14 protein-coding genes are annotated in these 17,716 nt (G+C 64.4%); 6 read left to right on the forward strand and 8 right to left on the reverse strand.

The annotated features are described in order from the left end of the window. Positions 1–207 precede the first annotated feature (207 nt). The 6 genes from ppx to ACILRA_RS01785 all read right to left on the reverse strand — a co-directional run bounded on the left by ppx (position 208) and on the right by ACILRA_RS01785 (position 7,530). Positions 208–1,722, reverse strand: a complete 1,515-nt coding sequence (gene ppx / locus ACILRA_RS01760) for an exopolyphosphatase (protein ID WP_395660371.1) — start codon at positions 1,720–1,722, stop codon at positions 208–210. After that, positions 1,719–3,899 (reverse strand): RNA degradosome polyphosphate kinase, encoded by a 2,181-nt coding sequence (locus ACILRA_RS01765; RefSeq protein ID WP_395660372.1) that lies wholly within the window; start codon positions 3,897–3,899, stop codon positions 1,719–1,721. The genes ppx and ACILRA_RS01765 overlap by 4 nt, the downstream gene beginning before the upstream one ends. A 99-nt stretch (positions 3,900–3,998) precedes the next feature. Further along, on the reverse strand, positions 3,999–4,703 hold the full coding sequence (locus ACILRA_RS01770) for a hypothetical protein (RefSeq protein WP_395660373.1): 705 nt from the start codon (positions 4,701–4,703) through the stop codon (positions 3,999–4,001). After that, positions 4,700–5,848, reverse strand: coding sequence for an AI-2E family transporter (locus tag ACILRA_RS01775; protein ID WP_395660374.1), 1,149 nt, complete (start codon positions 5,846–5,848; stop codon positions 4,700–4,702). Before ACILRA_RS01775 ends, ACILRA_RS01770 begins: the two co-directional genes overlap by 4 nt. After that, the gene (locus ACILRA_RS01780; protein WP_395660375.1) at positions 5,845–6,402 is read right to left on the reverse strand and encodes a CDP-alcohol phosphatidyltransferase family protein; all 558 of its coding nucleotides are present in this window, start codon (positions 6,400–6,402) and stop codon (positions 5,845–5,847) included. Before ACILRA_RS01780 ends, ACILRA_RS01775 begins: the two co-directional genes overlap by 4 nt. A gap of 3 nt (positions 6,403–6,405) precedes the next feature. Beyond that, a complete protein-coding gene (locus tag ACILRA_RS01785) occupies positions 6,406–7,530 on the reverse strand; it encodes a DUF2066 domain-containing protein (RefSeq protein WP_395660376.1) in 1,125 nt (374 codons plus the stop codon). A gap of 126 nt (positions 7,531–7,656) precedes the next feature. Here ACILRA_RS01785 and purM point away from each other — a divergent pair, with 126 nt between their 5' ends. Genes purM through ACILRA_RS01800 form a run of 3 tightly spaced genes read left to right on the forward strand, consistent with a single transcriptional unit; the run spans position 7,657 to position 10,273 of the window. Further along, positions 7,657–8,742, forward strand: a complete 1,086-nt coding sequence (purM, locus tag ACILRA_RS01790; RefSeq protein WP_395660377.1) for a phosphoribosylformylglycinamidine cyclo-ligase — start codon at positions 7,657–7,659, stop codon at positions 8,740–8,742. Further along, positions 8,739–9,332 carry a phosphoribosylglycinamide formyltransferase gene (gene purN, locus ACILRA_RS01795; protein WP_395660378.1) on the forward strand — a complete coding sequence of 198 codons (594 nt, stop codon included), beginning with the start codon at positions 8,739–8,741 and terminating at the stop codon, positions 9,330–9,332. Before purM ends, purN begins: the two co-directional genes overlap by 4 nt. Further along, positions 9,329–10,273 (forward strand): nucleoside hydrolase, encoded by a 945-nt coding sequence (locus tag ACILRA_RS01800; RefSeq protein ID WP_395660379.1) that lies wholly within the window; start codon positions 9,329–9,331, stop codon positions 10,271–10,273. The genes purN and ACILRA_RS01800 overlap by 4 nt, the downstream gene beginning before the upstream one ends. 455 nt (positions 10,274–10,728) lie before the next feature. Here ACILRA_RS01800 and ACILRA_RS01805 read toward each other — a convergent pair whose 3' ends face one another. Beyond that, the gene (locus ACILRA_RS01805) at positions 10,729–12,819 is read right to left on the reverse strand and encodes a molybdopterin-dependent oxidoreductase (protein WP_395660380.1); all 2,091 of its coding nucleotides are present in this window, start codon (positions 12,817–12,819) and stop codon (positions 10,729–10,731) included. Between the two features lie 202 nt (positions 12,820–13,021). On the opposite strand from ACILRA_RS01805, the gene ACILRA_RS01810 reads away from it, so the two are divergent. Continuing rightward, complete coding sequence (locus tag ACILRA_RS01810; protein ID WP_395660381.1) at positions 13,022–13,756, forward strand: TrmH family RNA methyltransferase; 735 nt, start codon at positions 13,022–13,024, stop codon at positions 13,754–13,756. Positions 13,757–13,926: 170 nt separating this feature from the next. On the opposite strand, the gene ACILRA_RS01815 is transcribed toward ACILRA_RS01810, so the two are convergent. Continuing rightward, entirely contained in the window at positions 13,927–14,247 is a 321-nt protein-coding gene (locus ACILRA_RS01815) for an SH3 domain-containing protein (protein ID WP_395660382.1), read from the reverse strand. Positions 14,248–14,446: 199 nt separating this feature from the next. Here ACILRA_RS01815 and ACILRA_RS01820 point away from each other — a divergent pair, with 199 nt between their 5' ends. Beyond that, positions 14,447–16,870: an FAD-dependent oxidoreductase gene (locus ACILRA_RS01820; protein ID WP_395660383.1), complete on the forward strand. Its 2,424-nt coding sequence runs from the start codon at positions 14,447–14,449 to the stop codon at positions 16,868–16,870. Positions 16,871–16,877: 7 nt separating this feature from the next. Further along, the coding region (locus tag ACILRA_RS01825; protein ID WP_395660384.1) for a DMT family transporter at positions 16,878–17,716 on the forward strand (839 nt) is incomplete at its 3' end.

Consider the following 17,716-nt stretch of genomic DNA (forward strand, 5'->3'; position numbering starts at 1 on the left):
GAGTGGCGGGCGGTTAGTTGAGATCAAGACCTCACTCGCACCGTCATGCCAGCGAAAGCTGGCATCCCGCTTTTGGTGCAGCACATGCAGACAAAAAGCGGGACCCCAGCTTTCGCTGGGGTGACGGCCGTGATGATGAGATGGCTGGCATCGCGGGCATGTTTGGAGCGCAGATCTTTCACTGATCTCACCTGACCGCCCGCTGCGTTAGCCGCTGATCAGCACCTTTCCGGTGCGGCCCATCTCGGCGGCGAGCGAGGAGAGGCGCTTTTCGACGCGTTCTCCCGAGAGGTCGGCCAGCTTGCGTGGAAGCTTGAGGATCAATGTCTTGTTGTCGCCCAAACGCAGCTGGATCTTCGGCAGCATGCCCGGCATGGCAGCCGAGAGGATATAGGCAAGGCGGAATACGCTACTCAAGAGGTGGGCGCGCTGATGGTCTTCGTCGCCGAGCAGGCGGTTCAGCCCATCGCCATCTTCGCCTTCGCCGTCGTAGCGGTAGAACACGGTGAGCGCGAGGAAGACGCGGCCAGGGTGATCGATGCCGACGAAGGCTGCTTGCGAGATCATGGAGAGCGAGCGTTCTGCGCGGTAGTCCGGATGCGCGCGCCAACCAATGTCGGCCAGCAGGCAAGCGGCATAGCGCAGCCGCCGCTGCGCCTCGTTCTCTGCCAAGCGGCTAGGGCCGAACAGCTGGTCCGTCCAGTCGCAGAGTTCGAGTTCATGCTCGGGCGAGCGCGCATAGCGGCGCGCGAAGTCCCAGCAGGAGGAGAGCAGCGCATCGCTTGTCCGCTTGCGCGGCGGCAGTTTCGAATAGAGCAGTCCCTCGCGTACGCCGTAGACGGAGATTTCCACTGCATCCGGCCGGGTGTGGGTCAGCAGCCGTTCGAGCACCAACGCGCCAAAAGGCATGGTGTCCGTGCGGCTCTTCGACACCTCGCGGACCTCATTGAGCGACACAGGAGACAGATGCGCGACGAGCCCCGACAGCGACATGGCCTGCTGCCGCGTCATGCGGTAGCAGTGGAGCACATGGAGCGGATAGTGGCTTTGCGCCATGTGCAGCTTGGCCAGGTTGCGCCATGTGCCGCCCACGGCATAAAAGGTTCGGCCCTGCAGCAGCTTCAGGATGCCCGCCTTGCCGAAGGCCTCATCGATGATCTCGCGGGCCTTGTCGATCGATCCCTCTGAGAGATCCATGAGGCGCAAGGGGCCGAGCGGCAAGGTGATGCCCTCGCGCAGCTTGCCGTCCTTGATGTCGATGAGTTCGAGCGAGCCGCCGCCCAGATCGCCCGCGACGCCATCAGCCCCCGGGATGCCGGCAATGACGCCGAGGGCCGCATAGCGTGCCTCCTCCTTGCCGGTAAGGACCTTGATGGCAGAGCCCAGCGCCTTCTCCGCCCGCGCAATGAACTGCGCGCCGTTATCAGCCTCGCGCGCCGCCGCGGTTGCAACCGCATGGACATGCTTGGCGCCGATCTGGCGCGCGAGTGCCCGGAAACGCTTCAGGGCTGCGATGGCCCGGATCATGCCCTCATCCGGGAGCTTGCCCTTGGTCGCCACGCCGCGGCCGAGGCCGCACAGGATCTTCTCATTGAAGATCGGCGAGGGCGACCGCCTGAGCCCGTCGTAGACCACGAGACGGACGGAATTGGAGCCGATGTCGACGACGGCGACAGGACGGTATTTTGGGGGTTCGGTTCTGAATCCCTTGTGCCAGCTCACGTCTTCGCCTTGGCCTTCTTCTTCAAGCGTTCGATGATTTCAGGCGGCACATTACCCGCCTGGGAGCGCCCGCGTCCAGAGAGAGACGGGTTCTTCATGAAGTAATCATGCGCGTTGAAGGGCTCCTCGTCCGGGCCGGGCGCGATGCGCCGCGACGAGCCGTCGGCGAGGAGTTCCCAGCTCTGCTGGTTGTCCATCATGTTCGCCATCATGATCTGGTCGAGGATCTGGTCGTGCACCGTCGGATTCTCGATGGGGATCAGCGTTTCGACGCGGCGGTGCAGGTTCCTCTGCATCCAGTCAGCTGACGAAATATAGACCTTGGCGCGGTTGTGCGGCAAGGCATGGCCACCGCCGAAACACACGATGCGCGAATGCTCCAGGAAGCGGCCGACGATGCTCTTGACACGGATGTTCTCCGAGAGGCCGGCGACCCCGGGCCTGAGGCAGCAAATGCCGCGCACCACGAGATCGATCTGCACGCCGGCCTGCGAGGCGCGATAGAGCGCATCGATGATTCCCGGATCGACGATCGAGTTCATCTTGGCCCAGATCTGCGCGGGCCGGCCGGCCTTCGCGTGCTCGATCTCCTCGTCGATGTGGTCAAGCAGGCGCTTCTTGAGGTTGAGGGGCGACAGCGCGATCTTTTCGAGATCCTCAGGCTGGGCATAACCGGTGATGAAGTTGAAGAGACGCGAGGCGTCACGCACCAGGGCCGGATCGCAGGTGAAGAAGGAGAGGTCGGTGTAGACCTTCGCCGTGATCGGGTGGTAGTTGCCAGTGCCGAAATGCACATAGGTGCGCATGGCGCCGCTTTCGCGCCGGACCACCATCGAGACCTTGGCATGGGTCTTGAGCTCGATGAAGCCGAAGACCACCTGCACGCCCGCGCGCTCGAGGTCCCTCGCCCACTGGATGTTGGCCTCCTCGTCGAAGCGGGCCTTGAGCTCGACGAGCGCCATCACCGATTTTCCGGCCTCCGCCGCCTTGGCCAGCGCCGCGACGATGGGCGAGTCCTTGGAGGTGCGGTAAAGCGTCTGCTTGATCGCCACCACGTCAGGGTCATTCGCGGCCTGCAGCACGAATTGCACGACAACGTCGAAGGATTCGTATGGATGGTGAACGACGATGTCCTTCTGGCGGATCGCTGCGAAGCAATCCCCGCCATGGTCGCGGATCCGCTCCGGGAAGCGGGCCATGAAGGGCTTGAACTTGAGGTCCGGCCGCTCGTCGAGGATCAGGTGGCGCGTGTCGGAATAGCCGACAAGGCCCGCGCATTCGACGATGGCATCGCTCGGCACGTCCACTTCCCCGGCGATGAAGTCCCTCAGCGAGGCCGGGGTCTGGGCGTCGACCTCCATGCGGATCACCGATCCGCGGCGGCGCCGCTTCAGCGCGGATTCGAACACCCGCACGAGATCTTCCGCTTCTTCCTCGATTTCGATGTCGCTGTCACGGATCAGGCGGATCACCCCCTTGCCCTTCACGTCATAGCCGGGGAAGAGCCGCGGGATGAATAGGCTCAGCATGTTCTCAAGCGAGATGAAGCGCACCGCCGACTGCCCCTCGATCGCGGGAAGCCGCACAAAACGGTCAAGCTGCTGCGGAATGGGCAGCAGCGCATTCATCCGGCCGCCGTCCCGGCGCCGCTTGAGTTCGAGGCAGATGATGAAGCCGCGGTTGGGGATAAAGGGAAAGGGATGCGCCGGGTCGATCGCGATCGGCGTCACCACTGGCAGGATCTGCTCCAGGAAGCGCTGGTCGAGCCAGGATACCTCATGCGGCTGGAGGTCGCTGCCGTCGGTGATGACGATGCCGTTCTTCGCAAGCTCATCCGTGAGCTGGATCCAGCGCCGGTCCTGCTCGGCCATCAGGTCCTGAGCGAGAACGCGCACGCGGTCCAGCTGTTCCTGGGCGGAGAGCCCGTCATCGGAGAGTTCCGGCAGCCTCTCGCGCACCTGGCCCACGAGGCCCGCGACGCGGACCATGAAGAACTCGTCCAGATTGTTTCCGGAAATCGACAGGAAGCGCAGCCGCTCGAGCAGCGGATGCGACATGTTGCGGGCCTCCTCCAGCACGCGCATGTTGAAGCCCAGCCAGGATATCTCGCGGTTGATGTAACGCTCCGGCGTGTCCATGGTGATGGCGGGCGGCGGGATCGGGAGCTGCTCGTTCATGGCGGCCTTTCAATTGAGCGGGAGGCTCGATGCGTGCCTCGCCCGGCATTGTAACAGCGTTATGACGGCGGGCCGGCCCCGCAGGCAGCGGGGGCGGCCTCATCCCTCCTCGGGGAACATGCCGGGTTCGGTCAGCCGCTGCAAGACGCGGGACGCGAGGCCGCGGGTGACGGCTGCCTGCTCGACCAGCGCCAGGCTGTCGATCTCCGCCACCAGCACGCGCGCCGCCTCGAGCGAGCGCGGCATGCGCAGCATGAGATAGGACACCACGGGCTCTTCGACCGCAAGCTGGCGGTCGGCAAAGAGCTTGACCAGCACGCCCCGCAGCAGGACGTCATCCGGCGGATCGAGCCGCGCCACCGCCAGCGCCTTGAGCCGCGAGGCCAGATCGGGAAGCGCCACGGCCCAATGGGCGGGGTCCGTCTTGCTGGCAAGCAGCACGTGGCTGCCGGTCTGGCGGGCGAGGTTCAGGAGATGGAACAGGGCACGCTCGTCGAGGCCGGCGCCCGGCGCATCATCGATGGCGAGTGCGCCACCCGCCAGCAGCTGGTCCGGCGGTTCGTCAGCGAGGCTGGCGGCGGCGATCAGCCGCGCCCCGGCGGCCTGCCGCCAGACCTCCAGCAGATGCGACTTGCCACTGCCGGCATCGCCCAGAAGCACCACCCCGTAATGCGGCCAGTCCGGATAGCGGTCGACCATGGCGACTGCGGCGGCATTGGAGGGGGTGACGAGGAAATCATCGCGGCCCTGGGCTTCGCGGTGGGCGAGGTCGAGTACGAGCTGGCGGCCGGTCCGGCCGCTCATGCCTCAGGTTGCCCCTGGTCCCGCGCGCCAAGGCGTTGCTCTTCCTCGATGATGCTGACGGGGACCGGCACCGGCTCCGGCTCGTAACCGGGTCCGAGGTAGAGCCTGCTGGACAGGTACTGGCCCAGGCCGAAGCGCACGAGAACGCCTGCCGCAGCGGCGAGCGGCACGGCAAGCAGGAGCCCCACGAAGCCGAAGGCATAGCCGAATGCGAAGAGCGCGAACATGAGCCACACCGGGTGCAGGCCGACGCTCTTGCCGACCAGCTTGGGCGACAGGAAATTGCCCTCAAGAAACTGGCCGAGGCCGAAGATGGCGCCAACAAGGGCGATCGGCCAGACATCGGGCCAGAACTGGAAAAGGGCTACCCCGATCGCCAGCACGCCGCCGATCAGCGCACCGGCATAGGGGATGAAGGTAAGCGCCCCCGCGAGAAGGCCGATGGCGAGGCCAAACTTGAGGCCCGCGAGCGAGAGCCCCACGGCGTAGAAGAACCCGAGAAGCAGGCAGACCGTGCCCTGCCCCCGGATGAAGCCCGCCATGGCCGCGTTGATGTCACGGCCCAGCGCGCGCACGGTTTCCAGGTGCTCCCGCGGCACCCATCTGTCCACGTTCTCGATCATGTCGTCCCAGTCGACGAGAAGATAGAAGGTCACGATCGGCGTCACCACCAGAAGTGACACGAGGTTGACCAGTGCGAGGCCGCCCGACAGCAGCGTCTTCAACACGCTGAGGATCCATTCGGCCGCCTTGCCCGCGAACTGCGTGACCGAGCCCTGGACATCAGCTCCGCTCTTGGCGAGGGCTTCCTTCATCCACTGCGGCGCGACCTCGTCGAAGCGCAGGGTGAGCGTCTGGATGATGCCCGGCAGGTCGCTTGCGAAGCGGCCCAGCTGGTCGACGACGACCGGCGCAAGGATCACCATTGAAATCACGAGAATGAGGATGGCGATGATGACGATGAGCAGCGCGGCCGCCAGTCGCGACAAGCCCATGCGCTGCAACGCGTCTGCCACGGGATCGAGGAAATAGGCCAGCACCAGCCCCGCGATGAAGGGCAAAAGGATCGGGCTGAAGGCCCACAGCGCGAAGACCAGCAGTCCAAGCGAGATAGCCCAGATCAGAACCTGTTTCTGTAGTGTCACGGCTCGCGATCCTCATGTGGCTCTTCCGCCATATGGCGGAGCCATGCCGTCAGATAGGCGGCGCCGGACATCGCCGTCAACAGCGCAACCGGGATGCTGCCGTAATCCACAAGGGGCGCCAGCGCCTTGCCCGCGGCGGAAAACCCCAGAACGGCAACCAGGAAGGTGATCTGCGCCACCGTGTTGACCTTGCTGAGCGCGAGCGGCCTCACCTTCACCGGGTGGTCCATCAGCCGCGACAGCACCACCGCCCCGACGATGAGCGCGTCACGCGAGACAACGATGAAGACAAGCCAGACGGGAATCATCTTGAGCAAGCCCAGCGTCACGAAGACCGAGACGAGGAGTGCCTTGTCCGCCAGCGGATCGAGATAGGCGCCGAGCCTGGTGCGCCAGTCGAAGCGCCGCGCCAGGAAGCCGTCGACCCCGTCGGAAATCCCTGCCACGAGGAAGGTTGCAAAGGCCAAGACATAGGCATTCGACAGGATCAGCCAGACAGTGAGCGGCACCAGGAGAAGCCGCATCAGCGAAATCAGGTTGGGGAGATTGTGCATCCCTCACATCGGCTGAATGATCCAGGCCGAACCGTTGTTGGCAAGAGTGAGCCCGGCGGCCTGCATGTTCAACTGGAGTTCCTCGACGGTGCGGGTGAAGACCAGACGGATCATCGCTCCGTCGGTGTTGAGTGTGGAGAGGTCCACACCTGTCACGTTCGGCGTCGTCAGGATGCGCGAGCGGATGGCGTTCCACTCACGCGGGCTGGTGAAGGGCACGGTAACGGCAAGAGACTGGGTGGTGTTGGCGCTCAAGGCGGCTTCTTCCGCGGCGAGCCTGTCGGCGGCCTCCCTGTAGGTCTTAATCACCATGGCCTGAAAGGCTGCCACCGCGACGGTCTCAGCCGTGGCAGTACCCGTCTCATCCGGCTGGTAGATCTTGTTGACCTTCACCTTGCCAAGCGTGGTCTCGCCTTCGATATAGACATGAAGCCCGCCGCCGTCGGCGGGCTGGGCCTGGGCCAGCAGCAGGCTGGGCACGCCGTAGCGCTTGCGCAGGGCCTCGAGGCGGACGGTATCACCCTTCAGCGCGGCATCGGCGCTCAGCGACTGCGTATCCTCGAGGTCTCCCAGCGGCACGATGATGGGGACGATGCCCTGCTCGCCCTTGAGATCGATCCATGCCCTGCGCCAGGCATTGTCCTCCCACAGCATGTTGCCGCCCGGATCGCGCAGGACCGGCAGCACCAGGATCGGTTCGGCCTGCTGGGTGGGCACGCGGATGCCGTAGTTCGCGAAGAGTTCCTGCATCTTCTGCGGCAGGAAGCGCACCGTGAATCGGCCGATGTAACGGCCAGGCGCCGAGGTTTCCGTCTCGATCGACAAAGAGCGGAGATAGGGCGCGATGTCAGCGGGCGTGAGCTTCGCCTGAAGCTCGCCCAAGAGCTCCGGCGTGCCCAGCCTGTCGACCAGCTGGAAGAAGGCCTTGACCTGAACATCCATCAGCGCCTGGTTCTTGGCAGTGGTCGCATCCGTCGAGGTCACATCGACATCGACGCCCTGAACCGCGAAGATGCTGGTTTCGACGGGGCCGGAAGCTGCCGCAGGGCCTTGCCCCGGGAAAACGACGAGGGCAACGGCGAGAACCGCCGCAAAGGCGCGGTTCCTGAGGATACGAAACAGGGTCAATATGCCGGTCCCAATCTGTCCACACACCTCCCCGGCAGCACCTCGAGCACTTTATTCGCAAAGCGCTTCGGGGTAATGACGCCGCGACAGGCATCTCCCACCAGAGAATTGGGGCAAACTAGCGGCATGAGCAAAGCGAAACAAGCAGCAGGAAACGGCGTGAGCTATGCCGACGCCGGCGTGGACATCTCGGCCGGCAACGCGCTGGTGGAGGCGATCAAGCCGCTGGCCAAGTCCACGCGCCGCAAAGGGGCCGATTCGGCGCTGGGCGGCTTTGGCGGGCTGTTCGACCTCAAGGCCTGCGGCTTCAAGGACCCGGTGCTGGTCGCGGCCAATGACGGCGTGGGCACCAAGCTCCGCATCGCCATCGAGACGGGCCGCCACCATGGCGTGGGCATCGACCTCGTCGCCATGTCGGTGAACGATCTCGTTGTCCAGGGGGCGGAGCCCTTGTTCTTCCTCGACTATTACGCCACCGGCAAGCTGGACGTGAAGGCTGCTGCAGAGGTAATCGCAGGCATCGCCGACGGCTGCAAACAGGCGGGCTGCGCGCTGATCGGCGGCGAAACGGCGGAAATGCCGGGCATGTATCATGGGGGCGATTATGACCTCGCAGGGTTTGCCGTGGGTGCGGCTGAGCGCAAGCAGCTGTTGCCGCGCAAGGACGTGAAGCCGGGCGACGTGATCCTGGGGCTCGCCTCGTCGGGCCCGCATTCCAACGGCTATTCGCTGGTGCGCAAGCTGGTGGAGATGAGCGGTGTGGCTTATTCCGACACGTCGCCCTTCGACAGGAAGAAGAAGCTGGCGGACGCCCTCCTCACCCCCACCCGTATCTATGTGAAGCCGGTGCTGAAGGCCATCAGGGCAACAGGCGCCATCAAGGCGCTGGCCCACATCACCGGCGGCGGCTTCATCGAGAATATTCCGCGCGTACTGCCGAAGGCCACGGTGGCGGAGATCGACCTCGATCAGGTGCCATATGCCCCGGTCTTCGACTGGTTGCAGGGCGTGGGTGGTGTCGCCGAGCGTGAAATGCTGCGCACCTTCAACTGCGGCATCGGCATGATCGTGGTCGTTGCCGCCAAGGATGCGAAGCGGGTCGCGGCCTCGCTGAAGAAATCAGGCGAGAGCGTCGTCACCCTCGGCACGATCCGCAAACGCAAGGGCGGGGAAGAACAGGTCGCCCTTTCAGGCACTCTTTCGGTGAAATGAGAAGAGCGCGCACCGCTGTTCTGATCTCGGGGCGGGGATCCAACATGATGGCGCTGGTCAACGCCGCGCGGGAAGCCGCCTATCCGGCGGAGATCGTCTGCGTGGTCTCGAACAAGGCCGATGCCAGGGGGCTCGAGTTTGCTGCGGCCAATGGCATCCCCGCCAGGCTGATCGACCACAAGGCCTATGCCACGCGCGACGCTTTCGAAGCGGCACTCGACGCCTGTCTTCGCGCCATGAAGGTGGAGGTCATTGCGCTCGCCGGCTTCATGCGGGTGCTGACGGCGGGTTTCATTTCCAGCTGGGACGGCCGGATGATCAATATCCACCCCTCGCTGCTCCCCGCCTACAAGGGTCTCCATACACATGAACGCGCATTGGCCGATGGGGCAAAGGTTCATGGCTGCAGCGTGCACCTCGTCACACCCGAACTCGACGGTGGCCCCATTCTGCTGCAAGCGGAGGTGCCGGTGCTGGCGGATGACACGCCAGAGACGCTGGGCGCGCGCGTGCTCGAACAGGAACACAGGATCTATCCACAGGCGCTGAGCCTGCTGGCCACCCGCATCATTTCCGAGGACAAGACATGACGAAGCCGCTTCCCATCATCATCGACACCGATCCCGGCCAGGACGATGCCGTGGCCATCCTGCTGGCGCTGGCCTCGCCCGAGTTCGAGGTGCTGGGCATCACGGCGGTCGCCGGCAATGTGCCGCTTGCCCTCACTGAAGTGAATGCGCGCAAGATCTGCGAGCTGGCGGGACGGCCTGACATCAAGGTCTATTCCGGCGCCATCCGCCCCATGCTGCGCCCGCTGGTGACGGCGGAAGAAGTCCACGGCAAGACCGGCCTCGATGGCCCCGTGCTGCCCGATCCGCAGATGCCGCTGCAGACACAGCATGCGGTCGACTTCATCGTTGAAACGCTCATGTCGCGTCCTGCCGGCACGGTGACGCTCTGCACGCTGGGCCCTCTCACGAACATCGGCCTGGCGCTGGTCCGCGAGCCGCGCATTGCGGGCCGCATCAAGCAGATCGTGGCGATGGGTGGCGGCTATTTCGAGCAAGGCAACGTGACGCCCGCTGCCGAGTTCAACATCTATGTCGATCCGCATGCGGCGCGGCTGGTGTTTGACGCTGGCATCCCCATCACGCTCATCCCGCTCGACTGCACCCACCAGGCGCTGACCACGCAGAAGCGCGTGGAGGCTTTCCGCAACATGCCCAACAACTCCGGCCCCGCCACGGCCGCGATGCTCGATTTCTTCGAGCGCTTCGACGAAAACAAATACGGCACCGACGGCGGCCCGCTGCACGACCCGTGCGTGATCGCGTGGCTGCTGAAGCCAGAACTGTTCTCGGGGCGGCTGGTGAATGTCGCCATCGAATGCGAGTCGGAACTCACCATGGGTGCAACCGTCATCGACTGGTGGCACGTCACCCGGCGCCCGAAGAATGCAACCGTGATCCGGAGCGTCGATGCGGAAGGCTTCTTCGGGTTGCTGACAGAGCGGATCGCGCGGCTGCCGTAGACCGGACTCGCGGACAGAGGCCCTCATCCGCCCTTCGGGCACCTTCTCCCATCCCTTCGGGACGGGAGAAGGGAAATCTTACCACGAGTCCCTTCTCCCGTTGCGGCACGCAATGGGAGAAGGTGGCCGACAGGCCGGATGAGGGCTCTTTCAGGCGGCAAGACTCGTGGACAGAGGCCCTCATCCGCCCTTCGGGCACCTACTCCCATCCCTTTCGGGACGGGAGAAGGGAAATCTCACCCCGAGTCCCTTCTCCCGTCCGCAGGATGGGAGAAGGTGGCCGAAGGCCGGATGAGGGCCTGCTTCAACCTCGGGACTCGTGGAGAGAGACCCTCATCCGCCCTTCGGGCACCTTCTCCCATCGCGTCGCGACGGGAGAAGGGAAATCTCACCACGAGTCCCTTCTCCCGTCCGCAGGATGGGAGAAGGTGGCCGAAGGCCGGATGAGGGCTCTGTCAGGCCGCCCTGATCCACACCCGGTTGTCATGGAACGCCCCGCCGCCATTGGGTGCGGGTTGGTCGGCGCCGGTCAGGGTGTTGATTCCCTGGCCGTCCTCGAAGGCGCTGTTGGGCCAGATCGATTCGGCGATGAGAACGCCGCGGCGCTGTCCGGCGTGGGCCTTGGCGTGAAGGGTCACCACACCGCGCGCGCTGCCCACCTTGACCTTCTGGCCGTCGGACAGGCCGAGTTCCACCAGATCGCCGGGGTGAACGAATACCGTGGGACGCTGCTCGCGCTTCTGCGATGTCGGCGTTTCGGTGAAGCTGGAATTGAGAAAGGCACGCGCCGGGCTGGTGGCGAGGCGGTAGGGATAGTCCGCCGTCGCCTCCTCGATCGTCTCGCAATGGTCGGGAAAGCCTGGGAGCTTTTCCAGTGGGCCTACCGGCTTGTCCATGCCCCGGAAGCGCACCTTGCGCCAGTCTGCGCGGAAGTGGAACTTGCCATCCGCATGGCCGAAGCCCGAGAGGAAATGCGCCTTCTCGAAGGACGGCATCACGTCAATCCAGTTCTCCGCGTCAAGCGTTTCGAGGCCGGGACGGCGCGAATTGACGAGCGTCCAGTCGATCAATTCGCGCGGGCTCATCGCGAAGCCCGGATGAGCAGCGCCAACGCGCGCCGCCAGATCGCAGATCACGTCATGGTTGCTGCGGCACTCGCCCGGCGCATCGACGAGCTTGCGCCCGAGCATGAGGTGCGAATGGCCTCCGCCCTGGTAAATGTCATCATGCTCCAGGAACATGGTGGCGGGCAGCACGATATCGGCATATTTCGCCGTTTCGGTCATGAACTGCTCATGCACGCAGGTGAACAGGTCCTCGCGCGCAAGCCCGGCCTTGACCTTTGTCTGGTCCGGGGCGACGGATGCCGGATTGGTGTTCTGCACGAACAGCATCTTGACCGGCGGTCCACCGGCGAGATCATAGGGATCGCCCAGCAGCACAGCGCCGATGCGGCTCTGGTCGAGCAGGCGGACGCCCGGCTTCCTCACGTCCAGCCCCTCGATCATGGTCTTGTTGATACCATACATGCCGCTGTTGGAGTGCAGCGCGCCGCCGCCCTCGTGCGCCCATGCGCCCGTCACCGCCGGGATGCAGGAGACGGCATGCATGTTGGCCGCCCCGTTGCGCGAGCGGGTGAAGCCATAGCCGATGCGGAAGAAGCTGCGCTTGGTCTGGCCGATGAGTGCCGCGAAGGCCTCGATCTCGGCGGCGGGAATGTCGCAGATCTTCGCGGCCCATTCGGGCGTCCTGGCCTTCAGATGCGCGGCGAATTCCTTTGGCGCATCGGTGTATTTCTCAAGATAGGCCCAATCGGCATATCCGTCGCGGAACAGCACATGCATCACCGCACAGGCGAGGGCGCCGTCCGTGCCGGGGCGGATCAGCATCTTCACATCCGCCTGCTTCATGGTGCCGGTGTCGTAGATGTCGACGCAGGCGATCTTGGCGCCCCTGTTCTTGCGCGCCATCATGGCGTGCGTCATCACATTGACCTGGGTGTTCACCGGGTTGCCGCCCCAGATCACGATCAGATCGGACTTCTGCATCTCGCGCGGGTCGACGCCGGAGATCGATCCCGTGCCGGCGAGATAGCCGGACCAGGAGAGCGCCACGCAGAAGGTGTCTCCCATATTGGCGTAGCCCTTGGCATGGCGCAGGCGGTTGATGCCGTCGCGCATCACATAGCCCATGGTGCCGGCGTAATAATATGGCCAGACGGCGGTGGGGCCGTGTTCGGCCTCGGCCTTGAGCATGGCCTCCGCGGTTTCCGCCATGGCATCGTCCCAGCTGATGCGCTGGAACTCGCCGGAGCCCTTGGGGCCTTTCCGCTTCAGGGGATGCAGCAGCCGGTCCGGATGGTGAATGCGCTCGGCATAGCGGCCGACCTTTTCACAGATGACACCGAGCGTGTAGGAGTTCTCCTTCGCGCCACGGACCCGGCCGATGGTGCGTTCGTCAAGGACTTCGACCTCCAGCGCACAGGTGGAGGGGCAGTCATGCGGGCAGACCGAGATGCCGGTCTTGATGTTGGGCAGGATGTTCATGGGAGTCACTGTACCATGGGGTTCCCGCCAGCGGAAAGAGGCCCTCATCCCCCCTTCGGGGACCTTCTCCCATCGCATCGCGACGGGAGAAGGGATTCGTGGTGAGAGTTCCCTTCTCCCGTCCGCAGGATGGGAGAAGGTGGCCGAAGGCCGGATGAGGGCCCCTTTGCGAAAGCACGCGATAACGGTCTATGACACCCCCATGCTCACCATCACCTCGCCGCACAACCCCACTCTCAAGCTCATCCGGTCTCTGTCGGAAAAGAGACACCGGCAGGAGGCCGGGTTGTTCGTGGCGGAGGGGCGCCAGGTGCTGGAGCGCGCGCGGGATGAGGGCTGGGAGCCGGACTATCTGCTCACCACCAGTCATGCGGAGCCCTGGGGCAAGGCCGCGCTGATGAAGGTGGACGAGAAGATCATGGGGACCATCAGCGCCCAGAGCAATCCGCCCGGCGTCATCGGTGTGTTCCGCCAGAAATGGGGCACGCTGAAGCCCGAGGGCGTGTGGGTGGCGCTGGAGGACATGCGCGACCCCGGCAACCTCGGCACCATCATCCGTACGGCGGATGCGGCGGGGGCGGCGGGCGTCATCCTCGCTGGCCAATCCTGCGACCCCTTCGCACCCGACGCCGTGCGCGCCACCATGGGCTCGATCTTCGCCATGCCGCTGGTGAGACTGGAGCAGAAACCGTTCCTCGACCTGCTGCGGGAGTGGCCGGGAGAGAGCGTCGGCACGCACCTTAAGGCCACGGAGAGCTATCGCCGTGTCTACAAGGCCCCCACGCTGATCGTCATGGGCAGCGAGGGCCGCGGCCTCTCGGATGAGGCCTCGGCAGCATGCTCAACTCTCGTGCGCATTCCGATGAAGGGAGGGGCGGAATCCCTCAACGTGGCGATTGCCACGGGGCTGATGCTGTTCGAGGCGCAGAAACTGTAACGAAATATCCCTCTCCCCCTCCGGGGGAGAGGGCGGGGTGAGGGGGTCTCTCAGCGCGCGGGGTGTATCAGTTGAGTTTTCGTTCGAACCAATAGCCGTCGTCATCACGCGTGGCAGGCACCCCCTCACCCTTCCCTCTCCCCCGGTGGGGGAGAGGAATAAGGATCGCGTTACGGACAGTCACTGTCTCTCACGAAGCGGGCCTTGACCCAGCCCTTGGTGACGCCGTCACCATCGTAATGGGTGACGGGGCACCAGCGGTTGGCCCAGGGCACATCCAGCGGGCGGCACTTGGCGTCGAGGTGGATGATGCCGTGGCGGCCGGGCACCAGCACGTCCACGATGCGGGCATTAGCTGAAGGCCTGGCGCGCATGTTGAGGGCATCGTTCTTGGCCACGTTCACGACATAAAGGCACCCCGGCCCGGAGGTGGCAGACGCGGGTGCGGCAAGGCCGATGAGGCAGAGGGCGGCAAGGGCGAGTTTCTTCATGGCATGCTCCCTGATGAACACGCCCAGTGTGCCAAAGCCGTCATGAACCGCAACTGAATGGTGGATGATGAGCTCAGCTCACCACCCCCTGCCCGATTTCCTCTTGAAATCAGCCTTGGACGGTTGAAGAGGATTGACTGGACCTTGAGCCGCGGCGGGACCGCGATGTATCCTGTTGGCCTATCTTCCGGAGATTGAAATGAAGTCGCATGCGCGTGTGGTGATTGTTGGCGGTGGCGTGATGGGCGTTGGGCTCCTCTACCATCTGGCGCTCGAAGGCTGGTCGGACATCGTGCTGATCGAGAAGGGCGAGTTGACCTCCGGCTCCACCTGGCATGCGGCGGGCCAGTGCCCGCACTTCAACGGCTCCCTCAACATGACCAAGGTGCATGTCTACGGCACCGAGCTTTATCCGAAGCTCGAGAAGCTGACCGGGCAGGCCGTCTCATGGCATGGCTGCGGCGGCTTGCGGCTTGCCACGACGGATGAAGAGGTGAACTGGCTGAAATACGTCTACGGCATCTCGCGGCTCGCCGGTTACGAGTGCGAGATCATCGGGCCCTCCGAGATCAAGCAGTATCACCCCTATCTCGAGACCTTTGGCGTCAAGGCGGCCTTCCGCACCGTGAGTGACGGGCATGTGGCCCCGGCCGACATCACCAATGCCATGGCGGCGGGTGCGCGCCAGCTTGGCGCCGAGATCGTCCGGCGCAACCGGGTGATGGACATTAAGCTGCTGCCCAACGGCGAATGGCGCGTCTTCACCGAGCAGGGCACCATCGACTGCGAGCATGTGGTGAATTCCGCGGGCTCCTATTGCGACGTGGTGGGGTCATGGACCGGCCACAACGTGCCCATCGCCAACATGCTGCACCACTACGTGATCACCGAGCCGCTGCAGGAGCTGATCGACCTCAAGATGGAACTGCCGGTGGTGCGCGACCCCTACTCCCATGCCTACCTGCGCGAGGAAACAAATGGCGTGCTGGTGGGACCTTACGAAACGGCCACCGCCCATCTCTGCTGGGACGGCCAGCCGCCGCGCTGGGATTACGAGAGCGAGCTTGAAGCACCGGAACTCGACCGCATCATGCCGTGGCTGGAGAAGGCCACTGAGCGCCTGCCGCTGTTCGGGCAGACGGGGGTGAAGTCCATCATCTCCGGCGCCATCACCCACACGCCGGATGGCGTCTATCTCTCCGGCCCCGCGCCGGGCCCCAAGAACTACTGGATGCATTGCGGCGCCTCGATCGGCATCTGCCAGGGCGGCGGTGCGGGCAAATATCTGGCGCAATGGATGGTGCATGGCCAGGCCGAGATCAACATGCGCGAGTTTGATCCGCGCCGCTTCGGCAATTGGGCGACCAAGGACTATACGGCGGAGGTCTCCGTCGCCGACTATCACCACATGTATTATTGCTACAAGCCAGCCGAGCAGCACCAGGTGGGCCGCGGCCTGCGCAAGTCTTCGCTTTACGACACGCTCAAGGCTGAGGGCGCGCAGTTCGCGCAGATCTTCGGCTGGGAACGGCCGCGCTGGTATGACAAGAGCGGCGAAGGCGAGGCCTATTCCTACAAGCGCTCCAACTGGTGGAATGCGGTGAAGGAAGAGGCGCTGGCCGTGCGTGAGCGCGTGGGGCTGATGGACCTTTCTACCTTCTCGAAATACGAGGTGACGGGCAAGGACGCCCATGCCTTCCTCGAGCGCATCTGCGCCAACAAGATTCCGGCGAAGGACGGCGGTATCATCCTCGGTCACCTGCTCAACGCCAATGGCTTCATCGAGTCGGAAATCACCGTCACGCGGCTTGCGGCGGATCATTTCTATGTGCTGTCAGCGGCCGTTGCCCAGTTGCACGATCTCGACCAGTTGAACTGGCGCAAGCGCGATGATGAGCAGGTGACGATCACCGACGTGACCGATGGCTATGGCGTGCTCGTCCTCGCCGGGCCGCTGGCGCGTGAGGTGCTGGGCCCGTGCACCGCGACCGATCTTTCCAACGCGTCCTTCCGCTGGCTGACCGGCAAGGCCGCCACGGTGGCGGGTGTGGATGGCGTGCGGCTGCTCCGCGTCAACTATGTGGGCGAGCTTGGCTGGGAATTGCATGTGCCCATGGCCGGCATGCCCAAGGTGTTCGATGCGCTGATGGCCGCGGGAAAGCCGCATGGCATCCGGCTGTTCGGCACCTATGCGATGAATTCGCTGCGCATGGAGAAGGGCTATCGCGGCTGGGGCTCGGAACTCACCACCGAGATCGACATGATCGAGGCCTCGATGGAGCGCTTCCTCAGGCTCGACAAGGAGGACTTCATCGGCAAGGGCCCGACGCTGTCCAACAAGCAGCGCGGCCCCCGCATGAAGCTGGTCTACATGGAGGTCGACAACACGGATTCGGATTGCGTGGGCAATGAGCCCGTTTATGCGGGGGACAAGGTTGTCGGTGTCACCACGTCTGGCGGCTTCGGCCACAAGACAGGAAAGTCGCTGGCCTTCGCCTATGTGCCGCCGGAGATGACGGCCACGGGCACGGAGTTCGACGTGCTTGTCTTCACCGAACGCCGCAAGGCCCGCATCATCCCTGAGTCGATCTGGGATCCGGCCAATGACAGGCTGAAGGCTTAAGCCCGCTGTGACGGCATCGCATCGCCCCGTGATCGGCATTGGCCTCATGATCACGGCCATGGCCGTGCTGCCGTTCCTTGACGTGATCGCCAAATACCTTGGCCAGCAGGGTGTTCCCGTGCTGCAGATCGTCTGGGCCAGGCTGTTCTTTGGGGCCATGATGACCATGCCGCTGGCGCTGAAGATCGCAGGCGTGAAGGGCCTTGTGCCCAACATGCCGGTGATGCACGCCACCCGCGCCTGCTTCTTGATCGCCGCCACGGCCTTCTTCTTCTGGGCGCTGCACTATCTTCCGCTTGCCGATACGCTGGCGATCTTCTTCGTGCAGCCACTGATCGTGACCCTGCTGTCGCCCCTGGTGCTGGGCGAGCACGTCGGCATCCGGCGCTGGGCAGCCGTGGCGGTGGGTTTCGCCGGGACGCTGATCATCATCCGGCCGGGCTTCGAGGAGCTCAACCCGGGCGTCCTGCTGGCATTGTCATCGGGCGCCTCGCTTGCGGTCTACCTGCTGCTGACCCGCAAGATCGCAGGCTCGGCGCCGGCGATTGTGACGACCTTCTACACCTCCCTCATGGGCGCCATCATCATGAGCATGGCCGTGGTCTTCGTCTGGGAAACGCCCACGCCTGCGCAATGGGGCTTGTTCCTGCTCCTGTCACTGATCGCCAATGGCGGGCACTTCCTGATCATCAAGGCCTATGACCATGCCGAGGCGTCGCTGCTGGCGCCGCTGGCCTATACCGAGATCGTCATGGCGACATTCGCCGGATGGTATTTCTTCAGCGACTTTCCTGACCGCTGGACCTTCCTCGGCGTCGGCATCCTCATCGCGTCAGCGATCTACAT

It is taken from the genome of Aestuariivirga sp., from assembly GCF_044239095.1.
GTDB lineage: Bacteria > Pseudomonadota > Alphaproteobacteria > Rhizobiales > Aestuariivirgaceae > Aestuariivirga.

Coding starts and splice junctions, on each gene's coding strand:
- ACILRA_RS01765 (WP_395660372.1), bottom strand. CDS start 3,899: ATGAACGAGCAGCTCCCGATCCCGCCGCCCGCCATCACCATGGACACG.
- ACILRA_RS01770 (WP_395660373.1), bottom strand. CDS start 4,703: ATGAGCGGCCGGACCGGCCGCCAGCTCGTACTCGACCTCGCCCACCGC.
- ACILRA_RS01780 (WP_395660375.1), bottom strand. CDS start 6,402: ATGCACAATCTCCCCAACCTGATTTCGCTGATGCGGCTTCTCCTGGTG.
- purM (WP_395660377.1), top strand. CDS start 7,657: ATGAGCAAAGCGAAACAAGCAGCAGGAAACGGCGTGAGCTATGCCGAC.
- purN (WP_395660378.1), top strand. CDS start 8,739: ATGAGAAGAGCGCGCACCGCTGTTCTGATCTCGGGGCGGGGATCCAAC.
- ACILRA_RS01800 (WP_395660379.1), top strand. CDS start 9,329: ATGACGAAGCCGCTTCCCATCATCATCGACACCGATCCCGGCCAGGAC.
- ACILRA_RS01805 (WP_395660380.1), bottom strand. CDS start 12,819: ATGAACATCCTGCCCAACATCAAGACCGGCATCTCGGTCTGCCCGCAT.
- ACILRA_RS01810 (WP_395660381.1), top strand. CDS start 13,022: ATGCTCACCATCACCTCGCCGCACAACCCCACTCTCAAGCTCATCCGG.
- ACILRA_RS01815 (WP_395660382.1), bottom strand. CDS start 14,247: ATGAAGAAACTCGCCCTTGCCGCCCTCTGCCTCATCGGCCTTGCCGCA.
- ACILRA_RS01820 (WP_395660383.1), top strand. CDS start 14,447: ATGAAGTCGCATGCGCGTGTGGTGATTGTTGGCGGTGGCGTGATGGGC.